The organism is Bacillus sp. GW823-FHT06A11 (assembly GCF_058795355.1).
This window is the reverse complement of sequence record NZ_JBXAHS010000004.1, coordinates 196361-208610: the sequence shown is the minus strand read 5'-3', so window position 1 is coordinate 208610 and position 12250 is coordinate 196361. Positions and strand designations below refer to the sequence as shown.

12 protein-coding genes and 1 pseudogene are annotated in these 12250 nt (G+C 37.8%); 1 reads left to right on the top strand and 12 read right to left on the bottom strand.

Annotated features, from left to right (window positions below; genetic code table 11):
* The 3 genes and pseudogenes from AC1Q8L_RS20275 to nuoA all read right to left on the bottom strand — a co-directional run.
* A pseudogene (locus tag AC1Q8L_RS20275) lies at window positions 1-728 on the bottom strand (NADH-quinone oxidoreductase subunit C); the annotation flags it as partial.
* Complete coding sequence (gene nuoB, locus AC1Q8L_RS20270; protein ID WP_000236331.1) at window positions 725-1243, bottom strand: NADH-quinone oxidoreductase subunit NuoB; 519 nt, start codon at window positions 1241-1243, stop codon at window positions 725-727. The pseudogene AC1Q8L_RS20275 and the gene nuoB, both read right to left, overlap by 4 nt.
* Entirely contained in the window at window positions 1234-1602 is a 369-nt protein-coding gene (gene nuoA / locus AC1Q8L_RS20265; RefSeq protein WP_000179273.1) for an NADH-quinone oxidoreductase subunit NuoA, read from the bottom strand. Before nuoA ends, nuoB begins: the two co-directional genes overlap by 10 nt.
* A gap of 254 nt (window positions 1603-1856) precedes the next feature.
* On the opposite strand from nuoA, the gene AC1Q8L_RS20260 reads away from it, so the two are divergent.
* Window positions 1857-4586, top strand: a complete 2730-nt coding sequence (locus AC1Q8L_RS20260; protein ID WP_098311677.1) for a putative bifunctional diguanylate cyclase/phosphodiesterase — start codon at window positions 1857-1859, stop codon at window positions 4584-4586.
* Window positions 4587-4609: 23 nt separating this feature from the next.
* On the opposite strand, the gene AC1Q8L_RS20255 is transcribed toward AC1Q8L_RS20260, so the two are convergent.
* From AC1Q8L_RS20255 to atpE, 9 genes are all read right to left on the bottom strand, one after another.
* Window positions 4610-5254 (bottom strand): DUF975 family protein, encoded by a 645-nt coding sequence (locus AC1Q8L_RS20255; RefSeq protein WP_000622468.1) that lies wholly within the window; start codon window positions 5252-5254, stop codon window positions 4610-4612.
* Window positions 5255-5303: 49 nt separating this feature from the next.
* Window positions 5304-6089: a DUF975 family protein gene (locus AC1Q8L_RS20250; RefSeq protein ID WP_000578826.1), complete on the bottom strand. Its 786-nt coding sequence runs from the start codon at window positions 6087-6089 to the stop codon at window positions 5304-5306.
* Between the two features lie 137 nt (window positions 6090-6226).
* Complete coding sequence (gene atpC, locus AC1Q8L_RS20245) at window positions 6227-6628, bottom strand: F0F1 ATP synthase subunit epsilon (protein WP_000847215.1); 402 nt, start codon at window positions 6626-6628, stop codon at window positions 6227-6229.
* Window positions 6629-6648: 20 nt separating this feature from the next.
* On the bottom strand, window positions 6649-8055 hold the full coding sequence (atpD, locus tag AC1Q8L_RS20240) for a F0F1 ATP synthase subunit beta (RefSeq protein WP_001032596.1): 1407 nt from the start codon (window positions 8053-8055) through the stop codon (window positions 6649-6651).
* A gap of 117 nt (window positions 8056-8172) precedes the next feature.
* Window positions 8173-9033 (bottom strand): F0F1 ATP synthase subunit gamma, encoded by an 861-nt coding sequence (gene atpG, locus AC1Q8L_RS20235; RefSeq protein ID WP_000157703.1) that lies wholly within the window; start codon window positions 9031-9033, stop codon window positions 8173-8175.
* A 266-nt stretch (window positions 9034-9299) separates the two neighbouring features.
* Window positions 9300-10808: a F0F1 ATP synthase subunit alpha gene (gene atpA / locus AC1Q8L_RS20230; RefSeq protein WP_000027521.1), complete on the bottom strand. Its 1509-nt coding sequence runs from the start codon at window positions 10806-10808 to the stop codon at window positions 9300-9302.
* Window positions 10809-10819: 11 nt separating this feature from the next.
* Window positions 10820-11362 (bottom strand): F0F1 ATP synthase subunit delta, encoded by a 543-nt coding sequence (gene atpH, locus AC1Q8L_RS20225; protein ID WP_000064682.1) that lies wholly within the window; start codon window positions 11360-11362, stop codon window positions 10820-10822.
* Window positions 11359-11865 (bottom strand): F0F1 ATP synthase subunit B, encoded by a 507-nt coding sequence (gene atpF, locus AC1Q8L_RS20220; protein ID WP_001142615.1) that lies wholly within the window; start codon window positions 11863-11865, stop codon window positions 11359-11361. Before atpF ends, atpH begins: the two co-directional genes overlap by 4 nt.
* Before the next feature lie 129 nt (window positions 11866-11994).
* The gene (atpE, locus tag AC1Q8L_RS20215) at window positions 11995-12213 is read right to left on the bottom strand and encodes a F0F1 ATP synthase subunit C (RefSeq protein WP_000052064.1); all 219 of its coding nucleotides are present in this window, start codon (window positions 12211-12213) and stop codon (window positions 11995-11997) included.
* Between the last annotated feature and the right edge of the window lie 37 nt (window positions 12214-12250).

Genomic DNA, 12250 nt, shown 5'->3' with positions numbered 1-12250 from the left:
GCCGCTTTTGCTTTTGCAGCTGCTGCTGCCTTCGCCTTGGCTTTCGCTTTTTCTTCTTCCGTTACTTCTTCTGTTCCTTCTCTTTTTTGCTTCGCTAACGCCGCCGCTTTTGCTTTTGCAGCTACTGCCGCCTTCGCCTTGGCTTTCGCTTTTTCTTCTTCCATTACTTCTTCTGTTCCTTCTCTTTTTTGCTTCGCTAACGCCGCCGCTTTTGCTTTTGCAGCTGCTGCTGCCTTCGCCTTGGCTTTCGCTTTTTCTTCTTCCGTTACTTCTTCTGTTCCCTCTCTTTTTTGCTTCGCTAACGCCGCCGTTTTTGCCTTTGCTGCCGCTGCTGCCTTCGCCTTGGCTTTCGCTTTTTCTTCTTCCGTTACTTCTTCTGTTCCTTCTCTTTTTTGCTTCGCTAACGCTGCCGCTTTTGCTTTTGCTGCCGCTGCTGCCTTCGCCTTCACTTTCGCTTTTTCTTCTTCCGTTACTTCTTCTGTTCCTTCTCTTTTCTGCTTCGCTAACGCTGCCGCTTTTGCTTTTGCTGCCGCTGCTGCACGTCGTTTTGCTTCTTCTATAGTAATATCATCATTTTTTGGTAGCGCTTTCTCTTTTTCTTGATCTTCTGCCTCAAGCTCACTTATTTCCGCCTCGTGTTTCGCTACAAGGCGTTTTCTCGCTTCTTCTTTTGCACGCCTAGCTGCTTCTTTTTTCAGATCCTCTAAATCTTTGTTTGGATTACTCATTTATTCGTCACCTGCTTCCCGGTCTTTGCTTCGTAACGAATTTTTTCTTTTAATTTATTAATTCCATAAATTAAAGCAGCCGGATTTGGGGGACAACCAGGAATATACACATCAACTGGTACGATTTGGTCTACACCTTTCACAACAGCATATGAATTTACATACGGACCACCTGCTGTCGCACAAGATCCCATCGCAATAACCCATTTCGGTTCAGGCATTTGATCATATAAACGCCGAACAATAGGAGCCATCTTCTTCGTTACTGTTCCCGATACAATCATGACGTCCGATTGCCTTGGTGAAGTCCGAAAAAATGACCCAAATCGATCTAAATCATAATGTGATGAGCCTACTCCCATCATTTCAATTGCACAGCACGCCAGTCCGAATGTCATCGGCCATAAAGAATTGCTCCTCGCCCACCCTTTCAACTGTTCCAATGTAGAAAAAAAGATATTTCGTTCTAATTCTGCTCGCTCATTTGGATGTAATTCCTCAAAATTTATAACCATTGTAACACCTTCTTTTTCCAAGCATACGCTAATCCAACTAGCAACATTACAACAAAGATGAGCATCTCAATTAATGCAAATAAACCTAGCTTGTCATACGCAACAGCCCAAGGATATAAAAATAAAGTTTCTACATCAAAGATCACAAACAATAAAGCGAAAATATAATAACGAGCATGAAACCGAATATTTGCATCGTGAAAAGGCTCAATTCCACTCTCATACGTCGTCGCCTTTGCTGCACTTGGTTTATTTGGGCGCAGCATCCTTCCTAATGTAAGAGCCACTACCGGCAGCAATATACCTAATAGTAAGAAAATCAAAACGATCATATAACTATTTTCATATACACTTGCCATTGTGAAACCCTCCCCCCTAAATTAAGAACAAGTTCACATAGTAAACAATATGTCCTAGTTGCAGTAATTATTATTTTTAAATTTTTCTAAATAATACAACTATTCTAATCATTATAGCAAACTTCAAATTCCTATGTCGATATGTTGGGAGACAGAAACAAGAATTATTAAAATCTATCTTTACAACTTGCTATAATTGTGCAAAATAAATATAAAACTTATATATGCTTTTCAAGGAACCGTAGGTGATATAAATGAAAAAACAAACACATGTAAGTATTCTTATAAGCATTGTATTGCTGTCCATAACGCTTCACTACGTAGCGATGCCTTTTCTATATGAATACTCATTTCCTTTCCAGCTATTAATCGGAACGAGTACCCTATTAATTGATATTATCGCTTGTAGTTATATTCTTTACTTTTCAAACACGAAAGAAGGGCTACCTCGTTTATTTTGGATCATATTATCTGTTGGAGCTCTCTCTTATTTTATCGGTGATATAGTCGTTGCCTATCAGCGTTTAATTGTAAAGGACTTCTATACGTTCGTTGATCCGTCTGATTTTTTTTACTTACTTTTTTTAGTTAGTTTTGCATTTGCCTTTCTATACGAAATCATTTACAACCGAGATTTATTAGAAAAACTTTTTATGCTATGTGATATTTGTATTATCGTTACAGCCCAATTTACTTTAAGTTACTACTTACTTATTGAACGAACCATTCACATCTTTACAACATCCTATATCGACATATTTGTTCAACTTACCTATCCAATGGCTGATTTACTCTTTCTCTTAATAGGAATCAATCTTTTATTCAAACCACTATCCTTATTACCTAAAAAGGTTGGTGCGCTTCTTGGCAGTGCTTTAATTTTATATGCTACTACCGATGCGATTTATGCTTATATAAAATACTTCATACCAGAGTATTCTATGTTTACAGTTACTCCTTTCTATCAAGTAACCTTAGTACTAGTAGCAATTGCCTGTATTCTCCATACAAAAGAACCTGAAAAACAAGAACAAGTACTACTAACACTTAAAATTGGTGAAGCAATCCGATTATCATTACCGTATATTTCGGTAGTAATGCTTATTGTTTTTATATTAGTCGAATACGTTTTTGCGCCTATTATAGTAATCGGACTTATAATAACTTTCTCTTTCGTTCTCATACGTCATAGTTTAGTTCGAAAACAAAATAAAATATTATTGCTAGCTCAAATGCAATTCAACTCAGAACTCGAGAAACAAATTGAACTACGTACAGAAGATTTAGTAGCACAGAAAAATGAACTCTATCATAATCAACAAATGTTTAAATCTTTATACGAGCATCATCCAGATCCAATCTTCACATTAGATTTGTACGGTAATTTTCTCAAAGTAAATAACGCTGGTACTACTTTACTTGGTTATCAAACGAATGAATTATTAAATCAGCCTTACTATTCACTCATATACGAAGAAGATTTAGAAGAAATGATTAACGCCTTTCATCGTGTAAAAAAGGGATATTCTATCTCTTTAGAAATACGGGCGTACCATAAAAACAGAGATATTTACTACTTGCACGTTACCGCCGTACCGATCTTTTTAAAAGAGAAAATTTCTGGGGTTTATTTAATGATTAAAGATATTACGGAAAGCAAACAACAACAAGAACAAATTAATTTCCTAGCATACCATGATACTTTAACAGAGCTTGCAAATCGTCGCGCATTTCATCAACATTTAGAACAGGCAATTGCACGAGCAAAAGTATCGAAAAAGTCTTTTGCTGTTATGTTTCTCGACCTAGACCGTTTTAAAGTTATTAATGATACCCTCGGTCATCGAGTAGGAGACCTATTGCTTATCGCAGTAGCAAAAAGGCTCGAAAGAATATCAACATCAAATATGAAACTCGCACGGCTAGCTGGGGATGAGTTCACGATCCTTATCGAAAATTACAAAAAAAAGCCAGATGTCCAAAAAATGGCTGATATGATTGTAGCGGCCATGAATGAGCCATTTGAAATCGAAAATCAACATTTACAAATCTCACCAAGTATCGGAATTGCAATATATCCTGAAGCAGGTGAAGATCCGCTATCCATTTTGCAGCATGCTGATATGGCCATGTACGAAGCAAAGAATAAAGGAAAAAACGGTAGCACTCTTTACACGAAAGAACTATATAAAAAAATGGAGCGAAAAGCTCGAATTGAAAAAGATTTGCCAATCGCTTTAGTAAACAAAGAATTTTATCTCGTTTATCAACCACAAATTGATACGACAACAAATAAAATTATCGGTGCTGAAGCTTTAATACGGTGGAAACACCCGCTATTAGGTGACATTTCACCATGTGAGTTTATTCCAATTGTAGAAGAGACGCCACAAGTAGTCCCACTTGGACATTGGGTATTACAAGAAGCTTGTCTCCAATTAAAAATATGGCATACCTTTGGCTACCAAAATTTAAAAATAAGTGTTAATTTATCTGCAAAAGAGTTCCGGCAAGATCAATTAATCGAAAACATTTCACAAATATTAAACGACGTGCAAGTCGACCCAAAATATGTAACCCTCGAGTTAACAGAAAGAATTGCAATGATTGACGAGAAAGAAACGTTATTAAGACTGAAGCAATTAAAAGAATACGGTATCCAAACTTCCATTGATGACTTCGGTACTGGGTATTCTTCTCTTGCTTATTTATCAATTTTTCCAATCGACACATTAAAAGTACCTAGAGAATTTACACAATTAGCTGATCATCGTCCTGAAGAACGAGCCATCGTTTCTACAATCCTTTCCCTCGCAAATACTTTAAATCTTTCAGTCGTTGCCGAAGGAATTGAAACCGAAAAACAGCTTAAGTTTCTGCAAAAACATAAATGTAAATATATGCAAGGTTACTATTTCAGTAAACCACTTACTAGCAATCAATTTATAAAGTTTCTACAAAAAACCCCCAGTATGAACAAATAATTCATACTGGGGGTTTTATAGTGCTAAATATTTTTCTCATAATATTCTTCTGCGATCTCTTCGTAAAAAGCCGCAGATGTTGTGTAGAAATATGGAATTAACCATAAGAATCCAATCCCTAACGTAATACAACTTAATATAAACCAACCGATAAAACTTAAACATAAAATGAAATACTCCATCTTATGTCCATCCATCATACGACGACTTTCTGTAATAGCTTGGTTCAGTGAATACTCAGGATGATCATTTATAATAAAGTATGTCATCGCATAAGAAAATGATTTAATAATACCTGGAATAACGAACAATAACGTCCATAAGAAAAGATAAAGATTTACTAATAAATATAATAAAAATGATTTTAGAAATCTCTTTCCCTCTGAAAACCAAATGAATACATTACCGATACTAGCTTGATTTTCACGAAGGATATTTAAACCAAGGTAATATCCACCTAAAGTTAACGGTCCAGTAACAAAAAATGTAAGAATATTCGTTGAAAGTGAACCATTTGTTTTTTGCCAACCGAAAATTAAAGAAAATCCCCAATCAACACTAAAACTAAAAGCCGTGATAAGAATTGAAATGAGCAGTGTAGCCCCAACAGCTAATCCCCATTTCCCTTCTAATGAATCTAGTGCTTCTCCTTTTAGATCACTAATCATGCGTAGCCTCGCCTCCTATACACAATAATTCTATTAGTATAGCATGTTCCTATTGAAATTCACCTTTTGAAATGTAGCGATAAAAGTGTGCTGTCGTTGTACTCATATACGGACTAAGCCAAAGAAATCCTATTCCAAAAGTAAGAAGCGCTAAAACAACCCAGCCTATGAAGCTCAGCCATAAAAGAAACAAATCTAACTTATGACCCCTCATAAGATTCTTACTTTCCTTCATCGCCTGCGAAACACTATATTCTGGATTTTCAATCATCACATAGTACGTCAGTGCATAAGAAAAATACATCACAATCATACCAACAATTGAAATTGCTAATAGTACGAAGAAAGCTATTGTAAACGACAGATTTCCTTCTTCACCTAAGAATATGAATAAACCTGTTAACAACATCGGAATCCATGTACCTGTATATAACAAAATCGCAAGCATTGCCCACATTGTTTTCATCATTCTTTTAAAGCCACGAAATCCTTCGAATAAGTAATCTACTTTAGCATCTTCTCGTTTACTAATCTGTAAAAATACATTTGTATAACCATATGACGTAATCCCATACGATGCGTTACTCAAAATTATCATAATGCAATAAAAAATTCCAAAGGTAATACCCGCTCCAATTGACATCGTTTCCGCTTCAAATGATCCAGTCACACTTACAACTAAAAGAAATATAATAATTCCTGGAATTAATAATATAAGCATTGCAGCCATCGAAACGACATAACTTAAAATAAAATATAAAATCGTTGATCCAACACCTAGTCCCCATTTCCCCTTTAAAGAGTACAATGCTTCTCGTTTCATTTCACCGATCATTGATTCATCCCCTTCATAAAATATAAATTGCTGTACACTTCTACTTATACAAGCATCAATATAATTATACCAGTTTTGTAAAATTATCCATAAAACACATAAAAAAATCCGTAAAGGCAAGGCCCTTACGGATTTTTTTACTTCATATCAGAAACATTTAAACGGTTCACAGCACGTTGTAATGCCATTTCTGCACGTCTAAAGTCAACATGTGCTTGTTTGTCTTGCATACGTTGCTCAGCGCGACGCTTCGCTTCATTTGCACGATGGATATCGATATGGTTTGCTTCTTCAGCAGATGATGATAATACAGTTACTTTATCTGGACGAACTTCGATAAAGCCACCACTTACTGCTACATAATCAGTGTGTCCACCATTTTTCAGACGAACTGCACTAATTTTTAATGGTGCAACAGTTGGAATGTGACCTGGTAAGATCCCCATTTCCCCACTCTCTGCTTTTACACTTACCATTTCTACTTCTTTTTCGTAAACCGGTCCATCAGGAGTTACAATACTGACTGGAAATGTCTTCATACTTCGTCCCTCCTAAGGCCTTACGCCATCATTTTCTTCGCGTTCTCAATAACTTCTTCAATGCTACCAACAAGGCGGAATGCATCTTCTGGAAGGTCATCATATTTTCCTTCTAGAATTTCTTTGAAGCCACTAACTGTATTTTTTACAGGTACGTAAGAACCTTTTTGACCTGTAAACTGCTCAGCTACGTGGAAGTTTTGAGATAAGAAGAATTGAATACGACGAGCACGATGTACAACTAACTTATCTTCTTCAGATAACTCATCCATACCTAAGATAGCAATGATATCTTGAAGTTCTTTGTAACGTTGTAAAGTTTGCTGCACTTGACGTGCTACTTCATAATGCTCTTCTCCTACGATTTCTGGAGAAAGTGCACGAGATGTAGATGCTAATGGATCTACGGCTGGGTAAATACCCATTTGTGTTAAACGACGCTCTAAGTTTGTTGTTGCATCTAAGTGAGCGAATGTTGTAGCTGGTGCTGGGTCAGTATAGTCATCGGCTGGTACATATACCGCTTGGATAGACGTGATAGACCCTTTATTTGTAGATGTAATACGCTCTTGTAATTGACCCATTTCTGTTGCAAGTGTTGGTTGGTAACCTACCGCAGATGGCATACGACCAAGAAGGGCAGATACTTCAGAACCCGCTTGCGTGAAACGGAAGATGTTATCGATGAACAGAAGTACGTCTTGTCCTTGCTCATCACGGAAATGCTCAGCCATTGTTAAACCTGTTAATGCAACACGTTGACGTGCTCCAGGTGGCTCATTCATTTGTCCGAATACCATCGCAGTTTTCTTGATTACGCCAGAATCGCTCATTTCATGGTATAAGTCATTACCCTCACGAGTACGCTCACCTACACCAGCGAATACAGAGATACCACCGTGCTCTTGTGCGATGTTGTTAATTAATTCCTGAATTAATACTGTTTTACCTACGCCGGCACCACCGAATAGGCCGATCTTACCACCCTTAATGTAAGGAGCAAGTAAGTCTACTACTTTAATACCAGTTTCAAGAATTTCTACTTTAGTAGATAATTCTTCGAATGCAGGTGCTTGACGGTGAATTGGGTCACGGTGTACATCCGCAGGAAGTTCACCATCTAAGTCAATTGCATCACCTAATACGTTGAATACACGACCAAGTGTTGCATCACCAACTGGTACAGAGATTGCTTTACCAGTATCTTCTACTTCTGTGCCACGAACAAGTCCATCTGTGGAAGACATCGCAACTGTACGAACTGTATCATCACCTAAATGAAGTGCAACTTCAAATGTTAAGTTCATGCTTCCGTTTTCGTTGCTTTGTTTTACCGTAAGGGCGTTGTAGATTTCTGGTAGCTTTCCGCCATCAAACTTAACGTCTACAACCGGACCCATGATTTGCGTAACGCGCCCTTTATTCATCGGGTTCCCTCCTAGCTTTCTTTTAATTAGCCAGCTCTCTAAGCGAAGTCGGCTTTTAATTTTTTATTAGTTTAGCTTACGCGACTCTTTTGAAAGAGCCGCTTCCACTTTTTATTACTATTCTAACGCTGCTGCTCCACCAACGATTTCCGTAATTTCTTGCGTAATCGCTGCCTGACGCGCACGGTTGAATGAAAGTGTAAGTGAATCGATAACTTCCATTGCGTTGTCTGTAGCACTCTTCATTGCTGTCATACGCGCTGCGTGCTCACTTGCTTTACCATCTAGTAATGCACCGTACACTAAGCTTTCTGCGTATTGTGGCAATAATACTTTTAAAATTTCTTCTTCAGAAGGTTCAAATTCATAAGCTGTCGTCGGTTTGTCAGACGCCACATCAGTAAGCGGTAAAATTTTATTTTCCGTTACTTCTTGTGAAATTTTACTTACGTAATGGTTGTAGTAAATATACAGCTCATCATAAGCACCATCTGCGAACATCGCAATTGCTCGAGAAGCAAGATCTTTAATATCAGTAAATGATGGGTGGTCAGATAATCCAACTACTTCATCAATGATGTTAAAGCCGCGACGTTTTAAATAATCACGTCCTAGTCGTCCAAGTACAATAATTGAATATTGATTTGAATCCATATTATGACGTTCACGAATTACGTTACTTACTGTACGTAATACGTTACTGTTATAACCACCTGCTAGTCCGCGATCAGATGTAATAACGATGTATCCTGTACGCTTTACAGGACGCGCATTTAGCATTGGATGATTAATTCCTTTACTTCCTTGCGCAATGCTCGCTACTACTTCTTGAATCTTTTCCATATACGGAACGAAAGATTTAGCATTTTGCTCTGCACGGTTTAACTTAGATGCAGATACCATCTCCATCGCCTTCGTAATTTGACTCGTTTTCTTTGTCGAGGTAATCTTCGCTTTTATATCGCGTAAAGATGCCACAGGTTTTCACCACCTTTTTTCCGGAAGTTGGCACGATTAGTAAGAATCCTCTTCCTAATCTACGTTGCAAGATATTCTTGCTCATGATTGAAGGAAAAGAATAGGTGCACCTACTCTTTTCCTTTACATAACCGTCAGCAATCTCAGAGTCTGAGATGCCTTATATATTATCTAGCGTCGGCGGCTTGTACGAGCCGCTTCCGCTTTTATTAATCTAGTTCCGCCTCTTAGCCGATGAGGCTGAACAGTCGGCTTCACTTTTATTATTATTCAGAAGCTACGAATACTTTTTTAAATCCGTTAATTGCTGCTGCAAATTTGTCGTCATCCGCAAGTTTCTTAGTTGTGCGGATTTCTTCTAATAAGTCAGTCGCATTAGAATCTAACCAAGCATGGAATTCTTCTTCGAAACGAGTGATATCTACTACTGGGATATCATCTAGGAATCCACGTGTTAAAGCGTAAAGAATGATAACTTGTTTCTCTACACGTAACGGTTTGTGTAATCCTTGTTTTAATACCTCAACAGTACGAGCACCACGGTTTAATTTCGCTTGAGTTGCTTTATCAAGGTCAGAACCGAACTGAGCGAACGCTTCTAACTCACGGTAAGATGCAAGGTCAAGACGAAGTGTACCTGATACTTTACTCATTGCTTTAATCTGAGCAGATCCACCTACACGAGATACAGAAGTACCCGCATCGATCGCTGGACGTACGCCAGAGAAGAATAGGTCAGATTGTAAGAAGATTTGTCCATCCGTAATAGAAATTACGTTTGTTGGGATGTATGCTGATACGTCCCCTGCTTGTGTTTCGATGAAAGGTAGTGCAGTTAAAGAACCGCCGCCTCTTGCATCACTTAATTTTGCTGCACGCTCTAATAAGCGAGAATGTAAGTAGAATACATCCCCTGGATAAGCTTCACGACCTGGAGGACGACGTAATAGTAATGACAGCTCACGGTAAGCCGCTGCTTGTTTTGATAAGTCATCATATACTACTAATACGTGTTTACCATTGTACATGAACTCTTCACCCATTGTTACACCAGCATAAGGAGCTAAGTATAATAATGGAGCTGGTTGAGAAGCAGATGCAGTTACAACGATTGTGTACTCTAATGCACCGTGCTTACGTAGTGTTTCTACTACGTTACGTACAGTTGATTCTTTTTGTCCGATAGCTACATAGATACAAATCATATCTTCATCTTTTTGGTTAATGATTGTATCAAGTGCAACTGCTGTTTTACCAGTTTGACGGTCACCGATGATTAACTCACGTTGACCACGGCCAATTGGTACAAGAGCGTCGATCGCTTTAATACCTGTTTGAAGTGGCTCATGAACAGATTTACGATCCATTACACCTGGTGCTGGACTTTCGATTGGACGAGTGTTTGTTGTATTGATTGGGCCTAAACCATCAACTGGTTGACCTAATGGGTTTACAACACGACCAATTAGTTCTTTTCCTACTGGTACTTGCATGATGCGACCAGTACGACGAACTTCGTCACCTTCACGGATTTCTGTGTAAGGTCCTAAAATGATAATACCTACGTTGTTTTCCTCTAAGTTTTGTGCTAGTCCCATAACGCCGTTAGAGAACTCTACAAGTTCACCAGCCATAACGTTATCAAGACCATGAGCACGCGCGATACCGTCACCAACTTGGATAACTGTACCAACATCACTAACTTCGATTTCAGACTGATAGTTCTCGATTTGTTGCTTTATCAGTGCGCTAATTTCTTCAGCTCTGATGCTCATGTGCTTCACCCCTATCTATTCTTCATTAATTCACGCTGAATACGTGCTAATTTTCCTTGTAAACTTCCGTCATAAATGCGATTTCCAATGCGTACTTTAATTCCGCCTAGTAAATCTTCATCTACAACATTTTTCACGCGAATTGCATCTTTTCCCGTTCTCTTTGCAAATGCTTCTGCAATGTTAAGCTTCTCTTCTTCAGATAGAAGACGAATAGAATATACAGTTGCATCCGCTACGTTACGTTCTTCATTAGCAAGAACAACATATTCATCTGCAATTTCAGGTAAGATATCAATACGCTTGTTATCAATTAAAATATATAACGTATTTAAAATTGATTCAGAAACAGATCCGAATACGTTTGCAAGAAACGTTTTCTTCTGCTCTTTTGAAATGTTCGGTTGCGTTAAAAAGCTATGTAGTTCTCCGTTCTTTACATAAACGTTTTGTACAAGGCGTAATTCTTCTTCAAACATTTCTAATACGTGTTTTTCTTTTGCAATTTTAAAAAGAGCGACAGCATAACGTTTTGCTACAATCCCATTGCTCATCGCGCTTCTCCTACTTCTTTAATATAATCGCGAATTAACTTAACTTGATCTTCTTCTTTTAATTCTTTTTCAATTACTTTAGAAGCAATTTGAACAGATAAAGAAGCGACTTGTTCTTGTAAAGCAGCAATCGCTTGCTCTTTTTCGCGTTGAATTTCTTGTACAGCAGATGCTTTAATTGATTCTGCTTCTTCTTTCGCAGCAGCAACAATAACATCCTTTTGATCTACAGCTTGTTTTTTCGCTCTTTCGATTAACTCTTGTGCTTCAACACGTGATTGTTTTAACATTTCACGTTGTTCTTCTACTAACTTCTTCGCTTCAGCGTTACTTCTTTCTGCAGCGTCGATTTCATTAGTAACATGCTCTTCACGTTCTTTCATAATTCCCATTAAAGGACCCCACGCAAATTTGCGTAGCATTACTAATAGAATTAAGAAAATGAACAATGTATAAGCAATCGTTCCAAATGGAATGGCAGCTCCTAATAATAAAGTTGGCACAAGGATTCACTCCCTTCAAAATATCTAAATTGATCATATGAAAAAAAAAGACATACGTTTCGTTCATAAAGCAATGGCGAAGAAAGTTCGGAAAAACACTCTTCGCCATCTATGTAAGGGGAGTCTCCCTTATTTGTTCATTACGATGAATGCAATAACTACACCGATGATTGGAAGTGCCTCAACTAAAGCAACCCCGATGAACATAATTGTTTGAAGTGCGCCTTTTAATTCTGGTTGACGAGCAACACCTTCGATTGTACGTGATACGATAAGACCGTTACCAATACCTGCACCTAATGCTGATAAACCAATTGCAATTGCAGCTGCGATTACACCTAAACTCATTTAATTTGTCCTCCTTTGTATTATAAAAAAATAAATT

What these genes read in the sequence shown, in the direction of transcription:
- nuoB (WP_000236331.1), bottom strand. Translation starts at nt 1,243, where the DNA reads ATGGTTATAAATTTTGAGGAATTACATCCAAATGAGCGAGCAGAATTA.
- nuoA (WP_000179273.1), bottom strand. Translation starts at nt 1,602, where the DNA reads ATGGCAAGTGTATATGAAAATAGTTATATGATCGTTTTGATTTTCTTA.
- AC1Q8L_RS20260 (WP_098311677.1), top strand. Translation starts at nt 1,857, where the DNA reads ATGAAAAAACAAACACATGTAAGTATTCTTATAAGCATTGTATTGCTG.
- AC1Q8L_RS20255 (WP_000622468.1), bottom strand. Translation starts at nt 5,254, where the DNA reads ATGATTAGTGATCTAAAAGGAGAAGCACTAGATTCATTAGAAGGGAAA.
- AC1Q8L_RS20250 (WP_000578826.1), bottom strand. Translation starts at nt 6,089, where the DNA reads ATGATCGGTGAAATGAAACGAGAAGCATTGTACTCTTTAAAGGGGAAA.
- atpC (WP_000847215.1), bottom strand. Translation starts at nt 6,628, where the DNA reads ATGAAGACATTTCCAGTCAGTATTGTAACTCCTGATGGACCGGTTTAC.
- atpD (WP_001032596.1), bottom strand. Translation starts at nt 8,055, where the DNA reads ATGAATAAAGGGCGCGTTACGCAAATCATGGGTCCGGTTGTAGACGTT.
- atpA (WP_000027521.1), bottom strand. Translation starts at nt 10,808, where the DNA reads ATGAGCATCAGAGCTGAAGAAATTAGCGCACTGATAAAGCAACAAATC.
- atpH (WP_000064682.1), bottom strand. Translation starts at nt 11,362, where the DNA reads ATGAGCAATGGGATTGTAGCAAAACGTTATGCTGTCGCTCTTTTTAAA.
- atpE (WP_000052064.1), bottom strand. Translation starts at nt 12,213, where the DNA reads ATGAGTTTAGGTGTAATCGCAGCTGCAATTGCAATTGGTTTATCAGCA.